Genomic DNA, 26184 nt, shown 5'->3' with positions numbered 1-26184 from the left:
GTTTTGCCGATTTCCGGCTTATCAAGATTGGCTATCCCATGACTGCATCGGCGCTGCCCAAATCCGTCGATGGGATGCTCGAGCTCCTGACCTCGCGCGGCTATCTGGCCGAGCGGTCGCTGGCGACGGTGACCTATCTCTCGCTGCGCATGGGCCGGCCGCTGTTTCTCGAAGGCGAGGCCGGCGTCGGCAAGACCGAAATCGCCAAGGTCCTGTCGGCCGCGCTCGGCCGCAAGCTGATCCGCCTGCAATGCTACGAAGGGCTCGACGTTGCGTCTGCGGTCTACGAGTGGAGCAGCGCGGCGCAGATGATCGCGATCCGGCTCGCCGAAGCCGCCGGCGATACCGATCGCGAGCAATTGTCGTCGGACATTTTTGCCGAGCGCTTTCTGATCAAGCGCCCGCTGCTGCAGGCGCTGGAGCCTGATGTCGCCGGCGCGCCGGTGCTGCTGATCGACGAGCTCGACCGCGCCGACGAGGCGTTCGAGGCGTATCTTCTGGAAATCCTCAGCGACTTCCAGGTGACGATCCCGGAGTTCGGCACCATCAAGGCGCCGCAGCCGCCGATCGTCATCATCACCTCCAACCGCACCCGCGAGATCCACGACGCGCTGAAGCGCCGCTGTCTCTATCACTGGGTGGACTATCCCGATGCCGAGCGCGAGCTCGCGATCGTCAAGTCGCGGGTACCAGGCATTTCCGCCAAGCTTTCGCAGCAGGTTGTGAGCTTCGTGCAGGCGCTGCGGGACCAGGATTTCTACAAGTCGCCGGGCGTCGCCGAGACCATCGACTGGGCCACCGCGCTGACCGAACTCGACGCCCGCTCGCTGACGCCGCAACTGGTCGGCGACACGCTAGGCGCGCTGCTGAAGTATCAGGACGACATCGCGCGCATGCAGGGCGACACGCTGCAGAAGGTTTTGAAGGAAGCGACGAGCGAGAATTGATTGCTCGTCATTCCGGGATGGTCCGAAGGACCAGACCCGGAATCTCGAGATTCCACAATGTGCAATTGCACATTGGGGTTCGATGCTGACGCATCGCCCCGGAATGACGGGAGAGGAAACTGGTTTGACCATGACCACCATCGACCACCTCAATCCTCCCACCGGTTACATGGCCGACAACGTCATCGGCTTCGCCCGCGCGCTGCGCGCGGCCGGCATCCCCGTCGGTCCCGGCGCGGTCATCGACGCCCTCAACGCGCTGCAGGTGATCGAAATCGGCAATCGCGGCGATGTCTACACCACGCTGGAAGCGATCTTCGTCAAGCGCCACGAGCACGCCCTGATCTTTGCGCAAGCCTTCGACCTGTTCTTCCGGGCTGCCGAGGACTGGAAGCACATGCTGGATTCGGTGCCGCTGCCGGACCATGCCAAGAAGAAGCCGCCGCCGGCCTCGCGCCGGGTGCAGGAGGCGCTGGCGCAGCCCTCGATGCGCGACGAGACGCAGGAAGTGCAGCAGCAGGAACTAAAGCTGTCGGTCTCCGACAAGGAGATCCTGCAGAAAAAGGATTTTGCGCAGATGAGCGCGGCCGAGATCGCCGAGGTCACCCGCGCCATCGCCAACATGAAGCTGCCGCAGGCGGAGCTGCGTACCCGCCGCTACCAGCCCGACGCCAAGGGCCTGCGCCTCGACATGCGCCGCACCCTGCGCAGCAGCCTTCGCACCGGTGGCGAGATCATCGACATCAGGAAGCTCGGCCGGATCGAGAAGCCGGCGCCGATCGTGGCGCTGCTCGATATATCGGGATCGATGAGCGAATATACCCGCCTGTTCCTGCACTTCCTCCATGCCATCACCGATGCCCGCAAGCGTGTCTCCGTATTCCTGTTCGGCACGCGGCTCACCAATGTGACGCGGGCGCTGCGGGCCAAGGATCCCGACGAGGCGCTGGCGAGCTGTTCGTCCTCGGTGGAGGACTGGGCCGGCGGCACCCGCATCGCGACCTCGCTGCACTCCTTCAACAAATTGTGGGGTCGCCGCGTGCTGGGGCAGGGCGCCATCGTGCTGCTGATATCAGACGGGCTGGAGCGTGAGGCGGATGCCAAGCTCGCCTTCGAGATGGACCGGCTGCACCGCTCCTGCCGCCGCCTGATCTGGCTCAATCCCTTGCTGCGCTACAGCGGTTTCGAGGCCAAGGCGCAGGGCATCAAAATGATGCTGCCCCACGTTGACGAATTCCGCCCGGTGCATAACTTGACGTCGATGGAAGGGCTGATCGAGGCGCTTTCGGCGCCGCCCCCGCCCCACCACATCAGCCGCATCCGATCGGCAGCCTGAAGGAGGGTTTTCCATGCTCAACCGCGACGAAGACATTCTGCAGGCCGCCGAGAACTGGCAGAAGGCGGGCCATGGCGTGGCGCTGGCGACCGTGGTCGAGACCTGGGGCTCGGCCCCGCGCCCGGCGGGCTCCAGCCTTGTCATCAACGATGACGGCACGTTTTTAGGGAGCGTCTCCGGCGGCTGCGTCGAGGGCGCCGTCGTCACCGAGGCGCTCGACGTGATCGCCAGCGGCAAGCCGAAAATGCTGGAATTCGGCGTCGCCGACGAGACCGCCTGGAATGTCGGTCTGTCCTGCGGCGGCACCATCCGCGTCTTCGTCGAGAAAGTGGGCCAGTCGTGAAACTCGAAACCCTGACGCAGGTCAACGCCGAGCGCGCCGCGCGCCGGCCCGTCATCGTGGTCACTGACGTTGCCAATGGCGACCAGCGGCTGGTGAAGGCCAGGGATATCGCCACCGATCCGCTCGGTGCCGAGCTTTCAAAGCAGCTCCGCATGGGCAAGAGCGGCATGATCGAGTCCGGCGGCAAGAAACTGTTTCTGAACGTCTACGCGCCGACCGCACGCCTCGTGATCGTCGGCGCCGTCCATATCAGCCAGGCGCTGGCGCCGCTGGCGCGTTCGCTCGATTACGACGTGACGGTGGTCGATCCGCGCACGGCGTTCGCGAGCCCCGAACGTTTCCCCGACGTGCCGCTGATCGCCGAATGGCCCGACGTCGCGCTGCCGCCGCTCAATGTCGATCACTACACGGCCTTCGTCGCCGTGACGCATGATCCGAAGATCGACGATCCGGCGCTGCTGCACGCCTTCGAGCGCGACTGCTTCTATATCGGCGCGCTCGGCTCGCGAAAGACCCATGCCAAGCGCGCCGAGCGGCTGAAGGCACAGGGCGCATCGGATGCCGATATCGCGCGCATCCACGCTCCGATCGGGCTTTCCATCGGCGCAGTGTCGCCGTCGGAGATCGCGGTCGCGATCATGGCCGAGATCACCGCCGAGCTGCGGCTGCCGAAAGAAACCGCGAAGGTCCAGGCAGCATGAAGTTCGGGCCCGCCAGTCCGGCCGACGCGATTGGCGGCGTCACCGTGCATACGCTGCGGCAGGGATCGCTGGTGCTGAAGAAGGGCACCACGATCGGCCCCGCCGAGGTCGAGGCGCTCACCAAGGCTGGCGTCAAGGAAATCGTCGTGGTGCGGCTGGAAGCGGGTGACGTCTCCGAAGACGAAGCCGCCGCCAGCATCGCGCAGGCGGTCGCGGGCGAGGGCGTCAATGTCGAGCGCGCCTTCACCGGCCGCGCCAATCTGTTCGCGGCGCAGGCCGGCGTGCTGGTGGTGGACCGATCGGCGGTCGACCGCATCAACGGCGTCGACGAAGCCATCACCTTTGCGACGCTTTCCGCCTTCAAGCCGGTGGTCGAAGGCGAGATGATCGCGACGGTAAAGCTCATTCCGTTCGGGGTCGAAGGCAAGCTGCGCGACGCCGCCGTCAAGGTTGCGGGCAAGGACACGCTGCGTATCGCGCCTTACGTCATCAAGCGCGTCGGCGTGGTCTCGACGCTGTTGCCGGGGCTGGCGACGAAAGTCATCGACAAGACCTTGCGCGTGACGGCGGAGCGGCTGGCGCCGGCGGGCGCCAGCATCATCGCCGAACGTCGCGTGCCGCATGACGAGGCAGCGCTGGCCACATCGATCAAGGAGTTGCTCGGCCTCGGCGCCGAGCTTGTGATCGTGTTCGGCGCGTCCGCGATTGCGGACCGCCGCGACGTGATCCCGGCCGCGATTACCGAAGTCGGCGGCGCCATCGAGCATTTCGGCATGCCGGTCGATCCCGGCAATTTGCTGCTGATCGGCAGCGCCGGCGGCGTGCCGGTGCTGGGCGCGCCGGGCTGCGCGCGCTCGCCGGTCGAAAACGGTTTTGACTGGGTCCTGATGCGGTTGCTCGCCGGGCTGAAGGTCACGCGCGCTGAACTCACCGGCATGGGCGTCGGTGGCCTGTTGATGGAAATCGTCACGCGGCCGCAGCCGCGCACCCATATCGATGCCGAGGCCAACCGCAACGTCACGGCAATCGTGCTCGCCGCCGGCCGCTCGACGCGGATGGGCGGTCCCAACAAGCTGCTGGCCGAAATCGACGGCAAGAAACTGGTGCGGATCGTCGCCGAGCAGGCGCTGGCTTCGAAGGCAGCCGAAGTGGTCGTCGTCACCGGCCATCAGGCCGAACTGGTCGAGCAGGCCTTGGCGGGCCTCGACGTCAAGTTCGTCCGCAACCCCGATTTCGCTGGTGGCCTCGCATCTTCGGTCAAGGCCGGTATCGCGGCGGTGCCAGACAATGCCGACGGCGCCATCGTCTGCCTCGGCGACATGCCGCTGATCTCGGCCAAATTGATCGACCAGTTGATCGAGACGTTTGCCCCGGACCGCGGCCACCTGATCGCCGTCCCCGTCAGCGACGGCCGCCGCGGCAATCCCGTGCTGTGGTCACGCCGCTTCTTTAAAGAATTGATGACGCTCGACGGCGACGTCGGCGCCCGTCATCTGATCGCCAAGCACGCCGAGGCCGTCGCCGAAGTCCCGGTCGACGGCCAAAGCGCCTTCCTCGACATCGACACCCCGCAGGCATTGGAAGCGGCGCGGCGAAATTAGATTCGTAGGGTGGGCAAAGCGAAGCGTGCCCACCATCTCTCCCGTTGCATATCGTTAAAATCCCCCGCTCAGCTTGAAAACGAGTCTCGGTTTGTCCCCCGAAAGATCGTGGATCAGGGTTGCCGAGTAGGAGTCGCTTTGGCAAGCAACTGCGTGGCTGAGAAGGTAGCTGCGAACGGCCGGAATGCGCGAACGCGAGCTCGATGCCGCCGCAGGTCTCCTCCACCTTTGCTTCGGTAGAGCGAGTTTCTTCGAATAGGTCGTGCAGTGTCTGCCCGACTGCCAAGGGCACTTTTTCACAATCACCGCAGCCGTTCGATAATTGTTTTTCCAGGAGAGGCACGTCGTTAGGCAACGCCATATATGTCTCTGATAACAAGATGGTCGGCGACAACCTGAGCAAGCTTGTCTTCAGCAGCCGGATATCCGGGGCGAGGTTCAAATCCTTCGTATCCTTGATATGCCGGCCGATCCTTTCGACCATCGCTTCGTCCTTGATCTCTTTGAACGTGAGTTCCTTGATGGCCGGCGCGGCCGCCAGAACGGCAATCATGGGGGCATCTTTGGGCGGCGGCCTGGCGACCCGCAGCCGGGTGCTGGTTTCGACGCGATTCCAAAAACCTTCGGTACTGGTCGCAAATTTTTCTTTTTGCTGGGCCGAACTCTTCCAATCCTTGGCCAATACCGTGACCTGCTTTCCTTTTGGAATTATCCTATAGACGCAAACTGAAGAGGGGCCGCGTTCCGGGCACGCGTAGACGTCACGGAAGAGGCCGCTTTGTTCTTCAGCGCGGGAAGGAGCAATCGCCAGCAGGACGGCCAGTATGACCAGTGACAAATATTTGATGGCGATCGAGCTTCTCATATTCTATGTGGGTTGCGCGGCGTCGCTTGAAAACCTGCTAGGACGGCTTTGGGCAAGCTAGCTATAGGCTGTAGGTTGGGCAAAGGCGCGCAGATCGGGTGGGCAAAGCGCAGCGTGCCCACCATCTCTCCCATCCGCTGAACCATGGTGGGCACGCTGCGCTTTGCCCACCCTACGCAACCATTCCGTTCACCAACTGGAAACTCCCCGCGGCTAGATTCTCCCGGTACCTCGGGGGAGGGGATTTTGATCGTTTCGACCGTCGCGGCACGGCGCCGCGCGTTGTTTGTCGTTGCATTGACGCTGATACTGGCTGTTTCGAGCACCATCACCAGGGCATGGGCCGCCGGCGCGCTGGCGGTCGGCAAATGCGGGGCCTATGGCCAGGCTTATGACTATGCCGCCGAGGCCGACGCACGCAGCGCGGCGCTGAAGCAGTGCAAGGGCGCCTGCACCGCTATTGCCATGAAACGTGCCTGCGCCGCACTTGCCGTCGATATGACCAATCCCTGCGGCGCCCACGGCTATGCCGTGAAGCCCAGGATTTCCAGCTCGCTCAACGCCGCGACCAAGAAATGCTACGAATTCGGCGGCAAGGAATGTGTCATCCGCGCCTGGGCCTGCGACGCCAAGGGGTAAACTTGCTATCGTCATTCCGGGGCGCGCGTTAGCGCGAACTATGGTGCGCAACTGCGCACCAGAGAATCTCCAGATTCCGGGTCTGGTCCTTCGGACCATCCCGGAATGACATCGGGAGCCATCATGCAATTCGACACCAAGATCGCGGTCGTGATCCGGACCGATCTCGAAGCCTGGCAAAAACTCAACGTCGCGTCCTTCCTCGCCGGCGGCATCGCCGCGTCGTTTCCCGACTGCATCGGCGAGCCCTATGGCGACGCATCGGGCACGAAATATCTGTCGCTGATCGGCCAGCCGATCCTGATCTACGGCGCCGACCGCCCGGCGCTGTCCCGCGCGCTGGAACGGTCGCTGGCGCGCAATGTCACGCCCGCGGTCTATACCGAGGACATGTTCAAGACCACCCATGACGCCGCCAACCGCGAGGTGGTCAAGGCCGTGATCCGTGCCGAGCTCAACTTGGTCGGGCTCGCGATGCGCGCCGAGCGCAAGGTGATCGACAAGATCGTCGACGGGCTGAAGTTTCACAGCTAGCGCATGGTGTCCGAGCCGTAGCCGTCTTGCCCGAAACCTAAAGTCCGACAAATCCACGCAGCTTCTTTACGGTCTCGGCAGCGTCGTTGGCTTCCTCGGTCGTCAGGACGGTGATCTCGCCGTTGCGCCTGTGCATGACGCTGTGATGGATTGCCGCGCCCGAAAGGCCGTCGACGTCCGACTTCACCGCGATGTCGTCGATTTCGGAGAGTGCGAACTCGACAGGCTTCTTGTTCCACAACAGCATTTTTCTCTGCAGTGTCGCCTTGCCGGAAGCCTTGTCGAACGTAAGCGTGGTCGAGCCGGTTTTCAGAACCAGCTTGCCCGAAGTTTCCTCGATACTGATCATGGCAGGTCTCCGCTGTTTCCTGCTTGAAGTGCTGGCTATGGGCGATGCGCCCACGACGATACCTGTCTTCCAGCGATCGGCTATCATGATGCTGCCAGTACATCGCCGGCACTTCGAAGGCGCGATTTGCGCCCGACTGTCTGACTGGCAGGCAAAGTCACAACGCCACAGCCGAGGTGGCGAGTAATGCAAGTCTACGACCAGGAGCTGGCGACAAGCATGAGTCCCGCCGCCCTGGTGGGCGGTTGCATCTTCGAGATTCTCGCAAGGTTAGTGCGCGGTGTCGAGCGACAAATTGACGCCGATGCCGGAGGACCGCAAGGTGATCAAGATCGTCGATGGGCTGAAGCGTCGCAGCTCGCCCGTCTTGAGGCGCGCTTCAATGCTTGCCCACAAACGCAAGGACAGCCTCATCGTAAGCCGCGGGGCTTTCCGAAGGCACGGTGTGCGAACTTCCGGCAACGGTGATGCGCTCCCGGATTGGCAAGCAGCTCTCCAGTTGATCCATGATCAGGTGAAAGAATTTCGGGCTCCGTTCCCCACCGGATAGCAGCGTCGGCACCTTGATCGCCTTGGCCATCTCGCAGGTAAAGACAGGCCGCGGAAGTTTCGTCTTCGCGTCGGCCTGGAAGGAAGCCACATTGTCCAAATTCATTCTCTTGTCGGCATCGGAGCGGCGCTCATAAGCGCCCGGGCCGCCGACAACGTCCACGAAGAGCGGTATAGCTCGCTGTGCGTCGCCGGCCTTGGCTGCTTCTCGCGCCGGCACCTGCTTGCCGCCCCATTCCTTCAAGGTGTCTGCGACATCAGGCCGGCCCGCCAAGAGACCCGTGGCCGGCGGCTCGTTGAGCGCCAGACTGATGAGCATGTCAGGGTGCCTCGTCGCAAAGAAGAGTGCGGCATGCGCCCCCGACGAATGCGCCACGATCCGCACCTTGGATAGACCGAGTGCGCGCACGAATGCGGCGAGATCCTCGCCGTGCGTATCGGCGGCGGCATCCGGCAATCCGTCGGGGCTCACATCGTTGGGAAAATGGTTGCGGCGGCTGTACGCTATGGCCCGATAACGGTCGGCGAATTTTGGCAGATGCGCGGCCCACATCCGGTAGTCCTGAAGGCCGCCGTGAACGAAGATGACCGCTTCACCCCGGCCGGCCTCCACATAAGCAAGTTCGGTGCCGTTGGCGGAGACTCGTTTGACGTCATCGGCCACAGCCGTGGTGCTGATGGCGCCCATAACGAACAGGGCTCCAATGGTTGCGCGGGCAAAAGCAAGGCGTCTCATGGCAGCCTCCAGTCGAATGTATCTGGTACGGTCGTTCAAAACACGTCGAGATCATGCGCCGTCACGACCCGTCCATCGTAGAGACGTCGGACCTCGTCCAATAGGACTGTTTCCGGGTCCGCCAGCGTCATTGCGCCGCCGGCGTTCGCGCGATGATAGAGCACCAGCAGCCGAGGCTTCACGCGCGCGGCGAGCGCGGCAAGCTCGCGTGACGAGGTGTGGTATCTTCGCCGGTAATGTTGCCACTTGCGCGACACGCTTTGATACGTCTGCAGCGAATAGGCTTCGTGAATCAGGACATCGCAGCCTTCGCAATGCTTGGCGAGACTGGGAGTCGGCGATGTATCGCCTGATATGACGATTATTCTGTCCGGCGTCTCGAAGCGAAAGCCGAATGCGTGGGCAAGCGCGCCGTGACTGACCGGAAAAGCGGTGACCCGGATGTTGCGGTCGGAATAGATCACGCCGGGCGCGATCTCGTGCACGTTCACGCGGCAGCCGGCGCGTGGCAGGCGGTCGATGCCGTTTGTGCGGTTATCGATATCGACCTTCCACGCCGCCAGCACGTGTTTTGTCATGGCCCGGAGGCCGCGGGGCCCGTAAACGCTGATCGGCTCGCTGCGCCCGAGAACCCAAGGCGTCAGGATCAGGTCCGGGTAGCCGGCGGTGTGGTCGACGTGCAGGTGGGTGAGAAACACCGTCGAGAGTTCGGCGGCGGCCGGTCCGAATGCCGTGATGCCCTTGTTGTAGGCGGCTGCCGCGCGGCGAATGACGCCGGGCCCGAAGTCGATGAGATAGGGTTTGCCATTCACCACGATCGCCGTCGCCGGTCCCGACCTTGCGGGATCGGGTCGCGGCGTGCCGGTACCGAGCATGACGATCTGCGTCTGCGCCGGTCGTGCACGCGTATACTTTTTCCTTGCCTTCATCGCGTCAGTCGATCCGGATATTGGCCGTCCTGATGACGGTCTGCCATTGTGCGCCGACGCGCTTGAGCAGGACGCCGGTCTCTGCGCCCGTGTTTGCGATTGGCTCCAGTGCCTGCATGCGGAGGCGCTCCTGCAGTTCGGTGGATTGCAGGATCTCCCGGAGCTCGCGCTCGAGCATCGTCAGAACGGATTCCGGAACGCCGGCAGGCGCCAGCATCACCTGGTAGAACCCAACCTCAAAGCCGGGATAGCCGCTCTCCGCGACCGTCGGGAATTCAGTTGCAATCGATATGCGTCTGGGACTCGACACCGCGAGCGCTTTCAGCCGGCCATCTCGCACACTGGGAAGAACGCCGGGGGTCGCCAGGAAGCCGGCCTCGATCTGTCCGCCGACGAGGCCCATGACGACTTCGGAATTGCCTTTATAAGGCACGTGCACGGCCTCGAAATCCGCCTGTTGGCGGAAGTACTCCATTGCGAGATGGCCGGGGTTGCCGGGTCCGCCGCCGCTGCCATAAAGCAGCGGCTTCTCCTTGCGTGTTCTGGCGTAGGCGACGAATTCCGCCATCGAGTTGACCGGCAACGACGGATGCACGACCAGGCTGAGCGGAAAGCTCGCCACCGTCGAAATCGGGGTGAAATCCCGCGCCGGGTCGAATGACAGCTTGGGATAGAGCCACGGATTGACCGTGAGTGGCGTATCAAGGACGAGCAGCAGCGTGTATCCGTCCGCCGCGGCCTTTGCGACGGCATCGGTCCCGACATTGCCGGCGCCGCCCGGCCGATTCTCCACCACGAACGGCTGCTTGGTGCTGGCAGCGAGTTTGTCTGCGAGCAGGCGTGCCGTGGAGTCGAGTGGGCCGCCGGCCGGGAAGGGGACAATGATCTTGACGGCCCTGGACGGATAGGCCTGAGCGACAGCCAGCGTCGGAAGCAGGAGCCCCGCGCTCAACGCAAGGGCAGCGACAGCAAGCTTCGAAGCACGCCGCAAGGTAACCAATCCATTCATGGAGGCCTCCTTGTTCAACGGTCAGGGAAAGCATGCACCCCGGAGACATGACCGTCGAATGCTATTATCTTAGGTTTCCATAACCATTTTGATAGGTCCAAACCAATGGAATCGGCTGATCGTATCGGGCGTCGCCTCAAGCTGCGCGACCTGCATCTGCTGATCACCGTGGTGCAACTGGGAAGCATGGCCAAAGCCGCGGCTGAACTCGGCGTCTCGCAGCCTGCCGTGTCGAAGGGGATCGCCGACATGGAGCAGACGCTCGGCCTTCGCCTGCTCGATCGCGGACGGAACGGCGTCGAGCCGACCGCCTATGGTCGCGCGCTGGTGAAACGCGGACTGATCATCTTCGATGAACTCAAGCAGGGCGTGGCGGAGCTCGGGTTTCTCGCCGATCCTTCGGTCGGCAGCCTGCGGATCGGCAGCACGGAAAGCATCGCGGCGGGCATGCTGCCGGCCATCATCGAACGCTTCTGGCGCGACCATCCAGGCGTTCACCTCGACGTGGCGCAAACCGTGATTAGCACATTGCACTATCGCGAGCTACGCGAGCGGAGCATCGATCTTCTGATCGGACGCATCCCGATGCCGTTCAACGTGGATGATCTGGAAGCCGATGTCGTGTACGACGATGAGGTCGTCGTGGTGGCAGGGCGGCAAAGCAAATGGGCGCGTTCGCGCACCGTCAAGCTCGCCGATCTCAGCAGTGAACCCTGGATTCTGCCGCCAGCCGATACAATGCCAGGATCGCTCGCGGCCGAACTGTTTCGCGCCGGTGGCGCCGGGATGCCGCGCGCGCCCATTACGACGCTCTCGATGCATTTGTGCTGCAGGCTGGTCGCAAGCGGGCGGTTCATCGCCATACTTCCGGGCTCGATCCTGCGCTTTGGCGGCCATGACGGGGTTCTCAGGCGTCTGCCGGTCAAATTGCCGGCACAGCCCCGCCCGGTCGGGATTGTGACGCTCAAAAATCGCACGCTGAGCCCTGTTGCAAAGCTGTTTATCGCGTGCGTTCACCGGGTGCTGGCACGGCCACCGCAGGCATAGTTTCGGTCCGGCAATCGCAAATATCCCCCGGCTTATGCGGAGCGCTTCCACGCATACCCAGAAGTTCGCTATGATGGCGTCCGAAAGGTCCCGGACGGCGCTATTCGCCCCAAAGGACATGCAATCAAAGGGAGTACATCATGAAACGCCGTACGTTCCTCACAGGCAGCGCCGTGGCCGGCGCAGCGACGCTGGTGGCGGCACCGGCGATCGCGCAAGGCGCTCCGGAGATCAAGTGGCGCCTGACCTCGAGCTTTCCGAAGTCGCTCGATACCATCTTCGGCACGGCGCAGACCTTTGCGAAATACGTGGCTGACGCCACCGACAACAAATTCCAGATCCAGACCTTTGCAGCCGGCGAGATCGTGCCCGGCCTGCAGGCGCTCGATGCCGTGAGCACCGCGACGGTGGAGATCGCGCAGACGCCGCTCTATTTCTACATCGGCAAGGAGCCGGCGCTGGCTTACGCCACCGGCGCGCCATTCGGCATGAACCACCGCCATCAGGGCTCCTGGTGGAGTTTTGGCGGCGGCGCCGAGCTCTGCAACGAGGCGCTGAAGCCGTTCAAGGCGCATGCGATCCTGTGCGGCAACTCCGGCACGCAGATGGGCGGCTGGTTCCGCAAGGAGATCAAGACGCCCGACGACCTCAAGGGCCTCAAATTCCGCATCGCCGGCATGGGCGGCCATGTGCTGGCCAAGCTCGGCATCGTGCCGCAGCAGATCGCGGGCGGCGAAGTGTATTCGGCGCTGGAGAAGGGATCGATCGATGCCGCGGAGTTCGTCGGCCCCTATGACGACGAGAAGCTCGGCTTCTACAAGGTCGCGAAGTACTATTACTTCCCCGGCTGGTGGGAAGGCGGCGCCATGCTGCACATGGTGGTGAACGAGGAGAAGTGGAACGCGCTGCCCAAACAGTACCAGGCGATCCTCAACCAGGCAGGAGCTGCGGCCGGCGCGTGGATGATCGAGAAATATGACAGCGTCAATCCGGCCGCGCTCAAGCGGCTGGTCGCGGGCGGGGCGGAGTTGCGCGCGTTCCCGCAACCGGTCATGGAAGCCTGCTACCAGGCGACGCAGGACCATCTGAACGAGATCGCCGAGAGGAGCCCGCTGTTCAAGAAGACCAAAGAGAGCCACGACGCCTATATGAAGGAAGTGCTGTTCTACACGCAGATCGCGGAAAACTATTACGACAACTATCTGCTCAGCAAAGCCCGCAAGGGCTGAGTTAAACGTTCGACGCAGCGAAGCCCGGTGCGTGCGCCGGGCGACAATGCCATCGGTAGCCCAGCGGTTCGCGGTTGGTGCGCGACAATAGCTACTTTTGCCGGCCTTGCAGCCCGACCGCAAAAGCGCAAATACTCCTCCCAGTTGGATTCCCGGCGGGAAATCCGGCCAAGAAAGCCCGGGAGCGGGCAACAAAGGGAGAGACGTCATGGCGCGGGAAACCGAGGGCAATGCGGCTGATGGCAGCCATTTCGAAACCAGCCGGCGCAGATTTCTGGGCGGCACAGGGTTGGCCGCAATAGGCGTCGTGATCGGCGGCGCGATGCCGCTCTCGCGTGACGGCATCGGCATTCCGCAGGCGCACGCGCAAGCCGCACCACCTGCTGCCGCGCCTGCGACCAAGGGACCGCAACACCTGAAATACCCAGGCAAGAACGAAGGCCTCGTCGTGCTCGGCGAAAAGCCGCTGGTTGCCGAGACGCCGGAAAGCCTGCTCGACGACGACACCACGCCGATCGAGAAATTCTACATCCGCAACAACGGGCAGATCCCGGAGGAGGCGAAGGACCCCGACGCCTGGAAGATCGTCATCGACGGCGAGGTCAACAACAAGATCGAGATCACGCTCGGCGAGTTGAAGTCGAAATACAAGGCGGTGACGCGGCGCATGGTGCTGGAATGCGGCGGCAACGGCCGCGCGGGATTTTCCCCGCCGGCGCGCGGCAACCAGTGGGCCAATGGCGGCGCGGGCTGCGCCGAATGGACCGGCGTTCCGCTCGTCGATCTCCTTAAGAAGGCCGGCCTCAAGCCGTCAGCGAAATACACCGCGCATTATTCGGCCGACCTGCATCTGTCGGGCGACGCCTCCAAGCCGACCATCTCGCGCGGGGTGCGCATCGAAAAGGCTGTCGACCCGAACACCCTGATCGTGTGGGGCATGAACGGCAAGCCGCTGCCCAACATCCATGGCGGGCCGGTGCGGCTGGTCGTGCCGGGCTGGGCGGGCTCGGCCTCGCAGAAATGGCTGACGCGCATCACCATCCGCGACCGCGAGCATGACGGCCCCGGCATGACGGAATTTTCCTATCGCACGCCGATCAAGCCGATGGTGCCCGGCGGCAAGGGCGATCCGGCGAACTTCCGCATCCTGGAATCGATGCCGGTGCGCTCGATCATCACTAACCCCGCGAACGGCGCGAAGTTCGCCGCCGGCACCAAGGAGCTGAAGCTGCGCGGCGCGTCCTGGGCCGGCGATCTCACGGTGAAGCAGGTCGACGTTTCGCTCGATTTCGGCGCGAGCTGGCAGCGCGTCACGCTGGAGAAGCCGAAGAACAAGTATGACTGGCAGCGCTGGACCGCGACCGTGAAACTGCCGACCGACGGCTATTTCGAGATCTGGGCCCGCGCCACCGATTCCAAGGGCGCGATGCAGCCGCATCAGGCCGGCTTCTGGAATCCGCAAGGCTATGGCGGCAACGCCATGCACCGGATCGCGGTGCTGGTCGGATGATGCAGCGTCTTGCGTGGTTCGCCATCGCCGGCGTGCTCCTGACGGCGCCAGCCTTGGCGCAAACGACGTTCACGCCGCGCGACGAAAGCCCGGAGGAGTTTGCCGCGGGCGCGGGGCGCGAGGAGACCTTCTATGCCTGCACCGCCTGCCACGGTTTTCGCCTGGTGGCCCAGCAGGGCATGACGCGCGCGCAGTGGGAAGATTCCATCAACCTGATGGTCCGCCGCCACAACATGCCGCCGCTCGACGACAAGGATCGCGAGAAGGTGCTCAGCTATCTCGAAGCCGCCTATCCGCCGCGCGCGCCGGCGGGGCGGGGAGGCTGGGTCAACCCGTTCGCGAAGTGAGCGGCGGTGGGAGCATGATCCGGAAAAGCGTGTAGCGGTTTTCCCTCGCGACAAACGCGCATGCGTTTGCGCGGAGATCATGCTCAAACAAAAAGGTAAAGCGTGATGACGATTCGAAGAAACGTCATCACGCTTTAACCCGCTACGCCGGCTCCAGGCCGAGCGCCTTGGCGCTCTCGATCCAGGTCGGCAATTCGCGCTGATAGAGCTCATTGCTCGCCTTGAAGCCGAGCGTCGGCTCCAGCGCGAAAGTGGAGAGAACCTCCTTCACCTTCGGATCGGCATTGGCGGCGACGAAGAGTTCCGACAGCCGGTCGACGATCGGCTGCGGCGTCGCCTTCGGCACCGCCCAGCCGGTGAAGCCGCTGATGGTGAAGAACTTCGAGGTCGCGCCCTGTTCCGGCAGCGTCTTGACGTTCGGGATGGCGTCGACCTTCTTCGAATGCACCGCGAACACGGTGCCTTTGTCGCCCGTCAGCACGGCCTGCGCGGCGGTGTAGCTGCCCATCGCGACATCGAGCGTGCCGTCCAAAATTCCCGTCCACATCGGCGCTTCGCCCCGGTAGTGGATCGGCTCGATCTTGAGATCATACTGCTTGTTGAGTTCGTTGATGGTCATGTGCGGCGCCGAGCCCGCGCTATAGGTGCCGAAATTCACCTGACCCTTCTTGCGCGCGAACGCGACGAAATCGTCCAGCGTCTTGACGCCGGATGCCGGGCTCGCGACCAGCAATAGCCCGGCGCCCGGGATGATGCTGACCAGCGTCAAATCCTTGTCCATGTCGTAGCCGGGGTTCTTGATCATCACCCGGTTCATCACATAGGTGGTCGAGATCGAGCACAGGATGGTGTGGCCGTCTCCTTCCGCGCGCGCGACTTCTTGCGCACCGATCGAGCCGGAGGCGCCGGCCTTGTTCTCGATGACGACGGTCTTGCCCACCTGTCTGGAGATGAAATCGCCGAAGGCGCGCGCCAGCAGGTCGGTCTGCCCGCCCGCCGGGTAGCTGACGACCATGCGGATATTCCGCGACGGCCACGCAGCTTGCGCCGAGGCGCCGCGCGACAGCAACGGCATGGCGGCGGCGGCCGTACCGGCGGCGATGAAGTGACGGCGATTGAATTTTGCGGACATGATTCCTCCCTGTTTTTTGAGGGAGCCTACCGCATCGCACGCCCACTGCCACGCGCTAAGGCCGGGACAGATTGGCGCATCGAGCAAAAAATTCGGCGTTCTTCAATGACTTGCAGGCGAGTTAACGCGGAATGCAACCGAATTTTTTCCGCATTGGAGAATATGCAGCGCTTGTAGCCCGCATGAGCAGAGCGATATGCGGGATGGACGTTCCCGCATGTCGCTTGCGCTCATGCGGGCTACAGTTACGGCAGTCGTACTAGGTCGTCGCGGCGATAAACGGAATGCTGCCGACGACGGCGATGAGCTGCACCGCATTGGACAGCATGCCGCCCCAATGCAGCCGCCGCAGCCGGCGCACCGCATCGGCATCGCCGGCGTCCCTGGCATTGAGCTGGACATCCCATTGCCGGAGAAACCAGCGCCGCGACCAGACCGCGAATGCCGTGATCAGGCCGATGCCGACGGCAAAACCCAGCCGGCCCGTTGCCGCAAAAACCAGCGTCCCGATCACGCCGGCAATGCTCGTCATCAGAAAATGCGCATTGAACATGCCGCGCAACAATTGGGTGACGGGCGGGATGTCGAGCTTCACCAGCAGAAAGGCGGGCGAGGCCAGCAGGAAATAACCCATCGGAAAAAGCAGGATGACGACGGCGGCTAAGGCAACTCCATCTGGCGTCATGCGATCATCCCTTCTTTTTCCCATCATTGGGCGAGGGCCTTTCGGCGGCAGCCCATGATGATACCGCCGGCTATATTGTACCATTAGGCTTTGGTCGGATACAACCTCAGCCGCGCTTGCCGCCAAGCGAGACGAACGCCATCAGGCACGGCTCCGGCAACGGATTGCGCCAGCGATGCCGCGTGCCGTTCTGCACGATGCAATCGCCCTGGCGCAAATGCACCTTTTGTCCGTCGTCCAATTCCAGCGTCATCTCGCCACGAACCACGACGCCGTAATCGATGGTGTCCGTGGTGTGCATGCCCGGGGCGCCGCGTTCGAAATGGTCGCCCATGCCGGGGAGCTTGTCCGACAATTCTTTCACGCCGCTCTCGAAGGTGACGCCCGGCGGCGGCTTGTAGCCTTCGGGGCGCCTCGGCGGATACGAAATCAGCCGGAATATCGTGCCGCCCGGGCCGGGAAAGCCTTTCGTCCCCGGCAGCATCGGATCCGGCTCCAGGCCGGTGAGGGCAGGCACGCCCTCCGTCCGGTAGAGTTCGTAGAACGTCAGTCCCGGATTGGCATCGATCTCCACCACGTTGGTCGTGACGTCGAAGGACTTGAACACCGACTTGCCGGCCTCGTTGCGGCCGGTCAGGGCACGCTTGGGCGGCGGCAGCTCGCTCGCATCTTTCGCTTCGGCTGAATGTGACACCGCGGCCAGCGCCCCGCCGCCGACCATGGCGGAGAGCGCCTGCAGCACCTGGCGCCGATCGCCGCCTTCAAATGGTTCAGACGGAAGCGTCACATCATCAGTGGATCTGTTCTTGCCCCGTGGCCACCAGCGCCTGGAAAATTTGCTCGAAAGCCTCCCCATCTGCGTTCTCACTTGTGTGCAATCGTCCCGCCACTGTAACGCGCAAAGGATGAGCAGCAGGTTGTCCGCAACTGTAGCAAGGGAGAGGATGTTGGCCACCCTACTTCCGGCTAGGCCGAACACGGGAAGGCGTGCGCGCAGTGGCGACCGTAGCCTGCATGAGCGAAGCGACATGCGGGCGGCCGGTCCCGCATGTCGCGTTGCTCATGCGGGCTACTTTCTGGCGTGTCTGAGACGCCCTCGTAATGGGCGAACTCGGCAGCATCACCGCTTCTGGCGCCAGATGTCGAGCAGCGAATCAACCTTTGTTCGCAAGGGCAAGCGTTCATTGGTCAGGGCATCGAGGAAGCCGGCAATTCGCTGCGATTTTGCCAGCGTATAGAGCGTGAGCAATGCGAAGGCGGCTGCCGTCACGGCGACATAAATCGCCTTCATTCCAAGATGATGATCAGTTGCGGCGATCAGGCTGCTCATGCCAAGGAAGCCTGTCGTCGTGGTGCCGATCAGGCCAATCATGGTCACGATGGTGAGCCTGAGGAAGATATTCGACTGGCGACGCAACAGATCGCTGTCGAGGTAAGCGCCCATGTCCTTCAGCTCCTCCCGAATGTCGAGGTAGAGGCGATCGGTGCCGAGCTCCTTGACCAGTCCATGGAACACCTCGCGCGTCTGCACGTGATCCGAGACGTCGTGAAACCAGTAGCGGTGAGTGAAGCGAAGGAATATTTCGAGCAGGCTCCTGATCTCGACACGGAATCGGCGCACGGTTTCCTGCTGGTCGATATTGAGACGTGTCACAGTCTGTACCAGGCGATCCGACATCATGAGCAAGGCGCCCTTATGCATGTGAGCGATCAGCCCCAGCAGAAAGAACTGATGGCGGAACTGGCCAAGCACGCCGCGCTCCGCATCCGTGAATACTGGCCTCGCGGCGTCGCCGACGATGAGAAACGCGTGATCGCAACACATCACGCGTGTGCTCAGCCGACTGCCGGATCGCGCCTCGTCATAGTATTTGTCGTAGCAATGGTTCTGTTCAAAGCGCGCCAGATATTCATCGGAGAAAGGCAGCGCTTCCCGGTCGCCGGGCGCCGTCGCATAGGCAAGCCGGGCGAAATCGCCTCGCGTCAACCGCTCCGGATGTTCGACGGCGAGATAGGCCATCAACGGCATGCGATAATACTCGAGTTGGCGGAACCGCAGCGCTCCCGCCTGATCGGTGTGATGGGCCGCCATGGGGTTGAGGAGATATTGCCAGTGTGCAGCAAGCGGCGGCGCACGCTCGCGGCACACCGATTCCAGGTATTGCTTTCTGGCTTCGTAGTCCGACACCGCGAGCACGCGCCCGTCTGCAGCCAGCCATTCCACCTTGCGCGGGCAGTTGATGCCATCTCCCTGTTCGGTCCAGCCCGAAGGATAGGCGCGGCCAAACCGATGCAATGAGTCCTGCACGACGTCGAGCGGCACGTCGGAGCCGGATACTTCGACGACGAGAATGACAAGATCGACGTCGTAGAAAAAGTAGAGATCGACATGCCGGACATCGAAGACGACCGGTGCGTTTCGCTCGGGGAAGCTGATCCGCGCCGTTGCTACGTCCAACCTGCGATAAACCTTTATCGGGGATTCGCCGTAAGCGGCCATTGAGCGGCGCTTGGCGCCTTCGCCGTAGAGAAGACGCTGCACGTAGGGCAGGAATGTCACAAACTCCCGATAATGCCGTTCCCGGAAGGCGTCGGGATCGGCGCAGAATTCATCATCCACTTCCTTCCAGACCCCGCCGGCATCCTTCTCGAGCAACTCCCAATGATGATGGATCTGCGAATCTTCCCTGAGTGGCAGTAATTGAAGCGGCCAGAGGAGGATCTGGTGGAACGTACGCACCAACGGCGTTGACTCCATTGGGGCCGACGCCATGCGCCTCTTTGAGGCCGGTTTGTCGGTGGTTTGCGGCGCCATGGGACGTCCTCGACATTCGGCTGGGATGCCCGTCGTGGCACCCGACACTAGCTGCCTCGGCGCATCATGACTCCAAAACCTCGCCGTGGGGAGGGGAGCATTTCATGCGAAGCTGGGCGCAAGCAAGCGTAGACCGGGAAACAGCCAGCGGTCGCGCGAACGCGCGCACCGCGACCAGCGCAGTGATGGCGGGCTCCGCGATATCCGGGGCGGGCCCCGCATATCGCGTTGCTCATGCGGGCTACTCACTGCCCTCGCGCGCGCCGGTGTCGCGCTACCTCACCGCGATCGGCGAGACCGTGGAGCCGGTGCCGCCCTGAATCTTCAGCGGCTGCATCACGAAGGCGAATTCGCCGACGCCTTTTTGCGCGAGCTCATCGAGCTTGAGATTTTCCAAAAGGTGGATGCCGTTCACCACCAGCGCGATCTGGTGCACGGGCAGCGACAATTGCTTGTCCGGATTGGGCGCGACCTCGACCGGCCAGTTGTCGGCGCCGAGCAGCATCGGGTCCTTGGTGGCGAGCCAGAGCGCGGCCTGCACGCCGATGCCGGGACAGGACTTGACGTAGCGCGGATTGTCCTTGCCGTAGAGCTTGCCCCAGCCGGTGTGGATGATCACGGCATCGCCGGCCTGCAGCGTCAGGTTCTGCTTTTTCAGCGCGCCTTCGAGGTCCTCCACGGTGATCTCGTAATTGTCCTCCAGCATCTCGACGCCCTTGAAGGCGGCGACGTCGATCAGCACGCCGCGTGTGAACAGCGCGCCGACATTATGGATGCCGAACTTCTTGAAACCGGTGCGGTCGACATTCTCGTCGACCTTCTGGCAATTGTACCAGCTGTTGAGATGAGTCTGGTGCGCAAAGCCGTCGAACTGCGTGCCGACCTGTCCGAGCTCGGTGATGATGATCTCTTCATTCGAGCCGCGCATGTTGGAGAACTGGTTCATGAAGGTGCGCTTGGCGTGCATGTCGAAGCGCCGCGTTCCGAAGAACGCCATGCTGGGACCGAGCACATGCGCCAGCTCGATCACTTCGCCTGATTTGATGAGCTTCGCGGCGTTCAGCACCGCCGCCGGCTTCTGGTGATTGGCCGAGCCGCGTTCGTCGGCCGCGCCCCATTTCGACGGACAGCGCTGGCTTTCGGTCGGCACCGTCCAGGTCGGCGCTTGCGCAAAGGCGGTGGCGGAAAACGCAAGCGTGATCGCCGCACCCAACGTGAATGCTTTCATTTCGATCCTCCCAAATGAGGGCGCTCTGGCTCGGCACCCCTGACGCGGATAATGCGGGTGCCATCGCGGCCAATTCAAGTCCGATAACGGCCGGAGGCGGTGTGCGATCGCAAGTTGCGGCGATGCCGATGACATGAAGGCAATTGGAATTTTTCGCCGGCGTCATGCCCGCTGACCTCTCGGCGAATTCGGAAGCCGCGTCGTGACCTCTCACCGCGCTGACGGTGCAGACGGCGGACGTTCTGCCGACGCACCAACCGACGCCTGACGCGCTCAGCGTGAAATCGAGCAACGTGTGCTGGCCGTGCGGGCCAGGTGGGTAACCCAGGAGGCGGTGATGCGGGATTGAAGCCGGGCAGGTACCGGTACCGGACACTAGGCAGATCGTCTGCCGCGCCGTCTCGGGAAGCCGTTCGCTGGGTGCAGCCAAGTCTTTCTGAGTTCCCGAAGGGCACCTTAGATGATTTTGGAATCGGCGATTCCACGTAGCGACTACGGCCACTCCTGACCCGCCCCCTGGGCGCCCCCGATCGAACTAGCGCCAGCGGACGCATAACCCCCGCAAAATTTCCGTGCTTCGAACGTACTCGCCGTGACTCCTGGGTCGCCGGCGGAAACACCTGGTTAGTTCCGGCGCGGCCTGCCGAGGTCCGCTGCACACGGTACAATGAACGTGTGGCTAGCCCGGCACCAACGAGGCTTCAACGCCGGGACGTCAATCGGCGCGGGCGCGTGCGGCTGCACTGATACGCAAGGACGTACGGATCGGCACCAGCTTTTCCCTCAATGCGACGAAACAGGGATGAAACCATTTTCCGGATCTAACGAAGCTATGGTGAAACCGTCGGGCTATTAGGTAACGCACGCTGGAGAGGACGGGCCAAGGGGGCGTGCATAGAGGGCGATGGTCGCCCTGAGGCAAGGGACGGATAGCCATGTCACAGATTAGCAAAGCCGTTTTAGGTGCTATCGCGATCACGTTGACGCTCGGTGCCATGCAGTTCGCTTCAGGCCACGACCTTGTAAACCGCTGGCAGGCAGTCTCCGAACAGCCAAGTCCCATCCTCCGTCACCCCGGCAAGGCAGATCGCCTTGCCGCCCCCAAGCCTTTTGCAGCGCCGACGAGAACGGTATCCTTGCGCCCGAACGATCTCGCCGATACCTCGGTCTTGCTGCGCATTCCGTCTGCGCAGGCTCGCACCACCAAGCCGCCGATCCTGCTGCGGAGTCAGAGTCGTAAGCCGACACTGGCCTGCGAGCCCGTGGTCAGCGCGCTAACGGAAGTCGCAAGGCTCTTGGAGCCCGGTCGGTGCGTGACCTGATGGTCCTCGCAGGTGCCATGACAGGTTCGCCGTCAGTCCTGCGATGCAATGTACCATTTTAATAAAGACCGTGGGCTGTGAGTCAGAGCGGGTCGCCTACGCGTTAATTTCACTCGCTTGCTCAAGAGCAGCAGCGAATGCCGAGGCGGACCACAGGGCTCCTGACGCGATCCATTCGCGGAGCCGATCACCAACAAAGAATGCCGCCGGGCGGCCAATATTGCATAGCGGCCGAGCCGGGAAGTTCATGTAGGCTGGGTCATGCGGATGAACATGCAAATCCGCCGAGCTTGACACAGATCAATGGAGCCATCCTCTCCTAATGGAGAGGTAGGACCAGACACTGGGAGGGCGATATGAAGATTCACCGGATGACTCAGGCCGCTGCTGTAGCACTGTTGCTGCTGGCGGGCTTTACAACGGCTTCCTTCGCTGATACCGGCACGGTGAGTGTCGTGTTTACCAAGGGCGGTTTTATCGTCGATGTCGGCGGCGGCCAGGGGGTACTGACCTTTCGGGGCAAGAGATATCCCTTCACTGTTTCAGGCATGAGCCTGGGTCTTTCCATCGGCGCCTCTACCAGCAAGTTCGTGGGCAGGGCACTAAACCTGCGGAGACCCGGCGATCTTGCAGGCAGCTATGTTGTAGCCGGCGCAGGCGGTGCGGTCGCCGGCGGTGCAGGGGGCGCGCAGTTGCAGAACGCCAACGGCGTCATCCTGCAGCTCAGTGGCGCCCGGGTGGGTGCGGAAGTATCAGCCGCCGTGGGCGGTGTAACGATCACAATGCGATAGAATCAAAGCCGGCGCCCATACTTCTGGGCGCTGGTGAATATCTTTCGGCTCGTTTCACCCTATGTCACGAACATGTCGCCTGTTCGCACAGTTCGGATCTGCCTAAGCTGCCCGACGATGTCCGCTTACCGGGGTTCGAGCCTTAGAGGATGCACGGGCGGCGAGGGCGTGCCCCGGGGGCTGTAGCCAACTTTAGCACCGCCGTGCGTCGCTCGCGAACGACAGCCCATCCAGGAGGTCCGAGATGGAGAAGGTCCAAGCACTCGCCACGATACTGCTGGCAGCAACCGCGTTGGCCGGTCCGCCGGCGATGGCCCAACAAGGTACCGAATCAAGGGGCGCCACAGCCAACACTGAGCGAGCGAACGCCATCGTGCGCCAAGCCATGACGATGAATGACAAGCAGGACTTCGAGGACGCCACGCGCGGGTTGATGGCTCAACTGAAGGATCCGTTCGTCAAGGCCGCCGACGGCCGCGTTGTCTGGAATACGCAGCGCTATGAATTCATCAAGGGTGATCCGCCGGCGACCGTCAACCCGAGCCTTTGGCGCGAGCAGAAGCTCAACACTGCGGCCGGGCTGTTCAAAGTCGTTGACGGCGTCTACCAGATCCGCGGCTACGACATTGCCAACATGACGCTCGTTGAAGGCGCGAGCGGTTGGATCGTCATCGACACGCTGCTTACCGAGGACGTTGCGCGCGCGGGGCTGAAGCTCGCAATGGAGACACTGCAGAGCAGCAAGCCGGTGGTCGCGGTGATCTACACGCATAGCCATGCCGACCACTTTGGCGGCGTGCGTGGCGTGGTCGACGAGGCCGATGTACGTTCGGGCAAGGTCAAGGTCATCGCGCCCGAAGGTTTCATGGACAACGCCATCGCTGAGAACGTGCTCGCGGGCAACGCCATGTCGCGGCGCGCCAACTACATGTACGGCGTCGCGCTGCCGGCGAACGACAAGGGGTCGGTCGGCACCGGCCTTGGCATGGCGCTTAGCGTCGGCACGCCCGGGCTGATCCCACCGACGGTGATCGTGAAGAAGACCGGCGAGGAGATGACCATCGACGGGGTGCGCGTCCAGTTCCAGATGGCGCAAAACAGCGAGGCGCCGTCTGAGATGATGATGTATCTCCCCGAGAAGAAGGCGCTGTGCCTGTCAGAGGTGGCGGTCAAACTGATGCACAACGTCTACACCATCCGCGGCGCCAAGGTCCGCGACGCGCTGGTGTGGAGCAAGTACATCAACGAGACGCTCGACCTATTCCCCGATGCCGAGGTGGCCTTTGCCAGCCATCACTGGCCGACCTGGGGCAATGCCAACGTGCGGCAGTTCTTGGCCAACCAACGGGACACCTACCGCTTCCTGCACGACCGCGCGCTGAACCTGGCCAATCAGGGCAAGACCATGCCCGAGTTGGCCAACGCCAACTTCTTCCCGAAGGGCCTGGCGGCAGATGCCAGCTCGCGCGGCTATTACGGAACGCTGAGCCACAACCTGCGTGCAGTCTACAACTTTTACCTCGGCTACTACGATGCCAACCCAGCGACCCTGGACCCGTTGCTGCCCACCGAATCGGCGAAGCGTTACGTCGCGGCGATGGGCGGCGAGGCCGCGGTCGTGGCGCTGGGCCGCAAGGCCTTTGACGACGGCGACTACCGCTGGGTGGTTGAACTAGTCAACAAGGCGGTCTTTGCCAACCCGAATAACGCCGAGGCGCGTGCGCTGCAGGCCGACGCGCTGGAACAGCTCGGTTACCAGGCCGAGTCGGCGACGTGGCGCAACGCCTACCTGATGGGCGCGTTCGAACTGCGCAGCGGTCCGAAGCAAATGGGTGTCAGCTCGAGCGGACCAGACACGGTGCGCGGCATGACGAACGAACTGCTGTTCGACTTCATCGCGCTGCGCCTGAACCACGAGAAGACCGAGGGCATGAAGGCGGCGATCAGCATGGTTTTCAGCGACAGCAACGAGATCTGGGCGCTAGAATTGTCGAACTCGGTGCTGAATAACACCAGGGGGCGCGTGCTCAAGAACCCCGACGTAACGATCACACTAACGCGGCCGGCTTTCCTGGCGATGCTGCTGCAGGGCAAGAAGCTGCCCGAACTGGTGCAGGCCGGCATGGTCAAGGTTGAAGGGGATCCGCAGGGCTTCGGTGCGGTGGTGGCCAACATCATGAACTTCGACCCAGTCTTCAACATCGTCACACCTTGAGAGCGCCGGCTCGGTGGCGCGAGCGCGCCGCTGCCCGGTGCCGGTGATGGCCGACCACGGCGCAACGGCATTCACTCACGTTCGACGGCGCAGTTGATCCAAAGACGAGGTCGAGGAGTAGCTCGTTGCCGATGTTGGGCACCATACGAACGCCGCTGGCGTCGAGCGCGACACGCGCGACTTCTGCATTGTAGCTGGCAGTGCCGCGATAACTCCGCGAGGAGACAAAGCGATGAAACGGAACGGCTTTGACCACGACTGGCTGATCGTCGGCTCCAGCTTTGGTGGCAGCGAGCAATAAATCTCTGGAGATCAGGTCTTTGAACTGTTGCAGGCTCGACGTTAGCCTCTGGGGTCGCAGTGCTGTTTGATCAGAGCCCCAGCACGAGCCGCCCATGCGTTAATTTCGATAGATGGGCAGATCCACCGATGCCCTCCCAAGACACGCTCAGGGCGGTGGGGAGACCCCGAAGCGAGGTGATCGGGATTCACATCGAGCAGGTACCGCTACCGGTTATTGCCCAATTTTTTCGAGGTCACGTGGCCAAACCTTTCGAACCCGGGCGAGACCACCGCTTTATTCGCACTGAACGGCGGCAATCTCTCAACTTGCTGGCAGTTTCAAGTGATCATGTCCCTGCCGCATCTATGATGCTGGACTTAGCAATAGCCACACAACGCCGATGGACGCAGCGCCAAACGAAGCGACAAAAGCCCAAAATAGCACGTCATCCGTTTCCATCACGGCCCTATGAATTGGGAATTGGAACGCGGTCGCTACCTAGACGCGCGGCCCGAAGCGTTAGTCCAATGCGCAGGGACAAGTCTCGCTATTCGTGGCCAGAAAATTGCTATTTCGCGCCACGCCGGGAGGCATCATATGCGTCCGGCGGTTTGTCGAAAGTTCGCGGAAATGGAACGACCACAGCTCAGGCTGCGTTTTCGCCTGACAGCGACGCTTTGACTGATAAAATGCATGACTTTCAACAGAGGTACAAATTGGACGGACGAAGAAGACCGTAGGCATCTTGAGCTGCACGACGCGGGCCGTTCGGCCCCCTCGATTTCGGTGGCCCTAAGGCGAACCGAAAGGGGCCGTGCATTCCCGGCTCACCATTTTACGAGCGTCCGCCGGGATAATCAGACGCCGGAGGATTGAATCCCGCAATCAGATTTCGTGAACAGTTGGGTAGGTGGGCGAGGATAGCCGCCCCGCGAAATGGAGACGGCCCCGCGTGAGTGGAGCCGTCTCCCGCTCACTGCGGACACGCCGTCGGTGAGCGCTCCGCCGCTGCGGGAGATCGCCGACGCCGCGAATGCGGCAT

At 62.7% G+C, this 26184-nt stretch carries 25 protein-coding genes; 15 read left to right on the top strand and 10 right to left on the bottom strand.

Features of this window, described 5'->3' with window-relative positions:
• Window positions 1–38 precede the first annotated feature (38 nt).
• The 8 genes from CQ12_RS21555 (at window position 39) to CQ12_RS21520 (ending at window position 6966) form a co-directional block, all read left to right on the top strand.
• Window positions 39–947, top strand: a complete 909-nt coding sequence (locus CQ12_RS21555) for an AAA family ATPase (RefSeq protein WP_057837314.1) — start codon at window positions 39–41, stop codon at window positions 945–947.
• Window positions 948–1077: 130 nt separating this feature from the next.
• Complete coding sequence (locus CQ12_RS21550) at window positions 1078–2283, top strand: vWA domain-containing protein (protein ID WP_057837337.1); 1206 nt, start codon at window positions 1078–1080, stop codon at window positions 2281–2283.
• Between the two features lie 13 nt (window positions 2284–2296).
• Window positions 2297–2626, top strand: coding sequence for an XdhC family protein (locus tag CQ12_RS21545; protein WP_025589337.1), 330 nt, complete (start codon window positions 2297–2299; stop codon window positions 2624–2626).
• On the top strand, window positions 2623–3327 hold the full coding sequence (locus CQ12_RS21540) for an XdhC family protein (protein WP_057837313.1): 705 nt from the start codon (window positions 2623–2625) through the stop codon (window positions 3325–3327). Before CQ12_RS21545 ends, CQ12_RS21540 begins: the two co-directional genes overlap by 4 nt.
• Complete coding sequence (locus tag CQ12_RS21535) at window positions 3324–4928, top strand: NTP transferase domain-containing protein (RefSeq protein WP_057837312.1); 1605 nt, start codon at window positions 3324–3326, stop codon at window positions 4926–4928. The genes CQ12_RS21540 and CQ12_RS21535 overlap by 4 nt, the downstream gene beginning before the upstream one ends.
• A gap of 380 nt (window positions 4929–5308) precedes the next feature.
• A complete protein-coding gene (locus CQ12_RS21530; RefSeq protein ID WP_057837311.1) occupies window positions 5309–5647 on the top strand; it encodes a hypothetical protein in 339 nt (112 codons plus the stop codon).
• A 395-nt stretch (window positions 5648–6042) separates the two neighbouring features.
• Window positions 6043–6432: a DUF4189 domain-containing protein gene (locus CQ12_RS21525; protein WP_057837336.1), complete on the top strand. Its 390-nt coding sequence runs from the start codon at window positions 6043–6045 to the stop codon at window positions 6430–6432.
• A 123-nt stretch (window positions 6433–6555) separates the two neighbouring features.
• Window positions 6556–6966 (top strand): DUF2000 family protein, encoded by a 411-nt coding sequence (locus CQ12_RS21520; protein ID WP_057837335.1) that lies wholly within the window; start codon window positions 6556–6558, stop codon window positions 6964–6966.
• 37 nt (window positions 6967–7003) lie between these two features.
• Here CQ12_RS21520 and CQ12_RS21515 read toward each other — a convergent pair whose 3' ends face one another.
• The 4 genes from CQ12_RS21515 to CQ12_RS21500 all read right to left on the bottom strand — a co-directional run bounded on the left by CQ12_RS21515 (window position 7004) and on the right by CQ12_RS21500 (window position 10538).
• Entirely contained in the window at window positions 7004–7315 is a 312-nt protein-coding gene (locus tag CQ12_RS21515) for a hypothetical protein (RefSeq protein WP_057837310.1), read from the bottom strand.
• Window positions 7316–7694: 379 nt separating this feature from the next.
• On the bottom strand, window positions 7695–8600 hold the full coding sequence (locus CQ12_RS21510) for an alpha/beta fold hydrolase (protein WP_083519410.1): 906 nt from the start codon (window positions 8598–8600) through the stop codon (window positions 7695–7697).
• Between the two features lie 35 nt (window positions 8601–8635).
• Window positions 8636–9529, bottom strand: coding sequence for an MBL fold metallo-hydrolase (locus tag CQ12_RS21505; RefSeq protein WP_057837308.1), 894 nt, complete (start codon window positions 9527–9529; stop codon window positions 8636–8638).
• A gap of 4 nt (window positions 9530–9533) precedes the next feature.
• Window positions 9534–10538 carry a Bug family tripartite tricarboxylate transporter substrate binding protein gene (locus tag CQ12_RS21500; protein ID WP_063799789.1) on the bottom strand — a complete coding sequence of 335 codons (1005 nt, stop codon included), beginning with the start codon at window positions 10536–10538 and terminating at the stop codon, window positions 9534–9536.
• A gap of 105 nt (window positions 10539–10643) precedes the next feature.
• Between CQ12_RS21500 and CQ12_RS21495 the strand changes: the two genes are divergently transcribed.
• The 4 genes from CQ12_RS21495 (at window position 10644) to CQ12_RS21480 (ending at window position 14671) form a co-directional block, all read left to right on the top strand.
• Window positions 10644–11585 (top strand): LysR family transcriptional regulator, encoded by a 942-nt coding sequence (locus CQ12_RS21495; protein WP_057837306.1) that lies wholly within the window; start codon window positions 10644–10646, stop codon window positions 11583–11585.
• A 140-nt stretch (window positions 11586–11725) separates the two neighbouring features.
• A complete protein-coding gene (locus CQ12_RS21490) occupies window positions 11726–12814 on the top strand; it encodes a TRAP transporter substrate-binding protein (RefSeq protein ID WP_057837305.1) in 1089 nt (362 codons plus the stop codon).
• A gap of 208 nt (window positions 12815–13022) precedes the next feature.
• A complete protein-coding gene (locus CQ12_RS21485; protein WP_057837304.1) occupies window positions 13023–14324 on the top strand; it encodes a sulfite oxidase in 1302 nt (433 codons plus the stop codon).
• The gene (locus CQ12_RS21480; RefSeq protein ID WP_057837303.1) at window positions 14321–14671 is read left to right on the top strand and encodes a hypothetical protein; all 351 of its coding nucleotides are present in this window, start codon (window positions 14321–14323) and stop codon (window positions 14669–14671) included. The genes CQ12_RS21485 and CQ12_RS21480 overlap by 4 nt, the downstream gene beginning before the upstream one ends.
• 142 nt (window positions 14672–14813) lie before the next feature.
• Here CQ12_RS21480 and CQ12_RS21475 read toward each other — a convergent pair whose 3' ends face one another.
• The 5 genes from CQ12_RS21475 to CQ12_RS21455 all read right to left on the bottom strand — a co-directional run bounded on the left by CQ12_RS21475 (window position 14814) and on the right by CQ12_RS21455 (window position 20531).
• Window positions 14814–15803: a Bug family tripartite tricarboxylate transporter substrate binding protein gene (locus CQ12_RS21475; protein ID WP_057837302.1), complete on the bottom strand. Its 990-nt coding sequence runs from the start codon at window positions 15801–15803 to the stop codon at window positions 14814–14816.
• Window positions 15804–16062: 259 nt separating this feature from the next.
• The gene (locus CQ12_RS21470; RefSeq protein ID WP_057837301.1) at window positions 16063–16488 is read right to left on the bottom strand and encodes a hypothetical protein; all 426 of its coding nucleotides are present in this window, start codon (window positions 16486–16488) and stop codon (window positions 16063–16065) included.
• 106 nt (window positions 16489–16594) lie between these two features.
• Window positions 16595–17275: a cupin domain-containing protein gene (locus CQ12_RS21465; protein WP_245310061.1), complete on the bottom strand. Its 681-nt coding sequence runs from the start codon at window positions 17273–17275 to the stop codon at window positions 16595–16597.
• 333 nt (window positions 17276–17608) lie between these two features.
• Window positions 17609–19231 (bottom strand): hypothetical protein, encoded by a 1623-nt coding sequence (locus CQ12_RS21460; protein ID WP_198164220.1) that lies wholly within the window; start codon window positions 19229–19231, stop codon window positions 17609–17611.
• A 346-nt stretch (window positions 19232–19577) separates the two neighbouring features.
• A complete protein-coding gene (locus tag CQ12_RS21455; protein WP_057837300.1) occupies window positions 19578–20531 on the bottom strand; it encodes a cyclase family protein in 954 nt (317 codons plus the stop codon).
• A 935-nt stretch (window positions 20532–21466) separates the two neighbouring features.
• Between CQ12_RS21455 and CQ12_RS21450 the strand changes: the two genes are divergently transcribed.
• The 3 genes from CQ12_RS21450 (at window position 21467) to CQ12_RS21440 (ending at window position 24859) form a co-directional block, all read left to right on the top strand.
• A complete protein-coding gene (locus CQ12_RS21450) occupies window positions 21467–21853 on the top strand; it encodes a hypothetical protein (RefSeq protein WP_057837299.1) in 387 nt (128 codons plus the stop codon).
• Between the two features lie 356 nt (window positions 21854–22209).
• Window positions 22210–22644: a hypothetical protein gene (locus tag CQ12_RS21445; protein WP_057837298.1), complete on the top strand. Its 435-nt coding sequence runs from the start codon at window positions 22210–22212 to the stop codon at window positions 22642–22644.
• 244 nt (window positions 22645–22888) lie between these two features.
• Entirely contained in the window at window positions 22889–24859 is a 1971-nt protein-coding gene (locus CQ12_RS21440; protein WP_057837297.1) for an alkyl/aryl-sulfatase, read from the top strand.
• Here CQ12_RS21440 and CQ12_RS21435 read toward each other — a convergent pair.
• The gene (locus CQ12_RS21435; RefSeq protein ID WP_157088376.1) at window positions 24849–25256 is read right to left on the bottom strand and encodes a hypothetical protein; all 408 of its coding nucleotides are present in this window, start codon (window positions 25254–25256) and stop codon (window positions 24849–24851) included. The two genes, CQ12_RS21440 and CQ12_RS21435, sit on opposite strands and share 11 nt — an antisense overlap.
• Between the last annotated feature and the right edge of the window lie 928 nt (window positions 25257–26184).

The organism is Bradyrhizobium jicamae, assembly GCF_001440395.1.
Lineage (GTDB): Bacteria > Pseudomonadota > Alphaproteobacteria > Rhizobiales > Xanthobacteraceae > Bradyrhizobium > Bradyrhizobium jicamae.
Note: the sequence above shows the minus strand (reverse complement) of the source record. Positions and strands in the feature narration are given on the sequence as shown.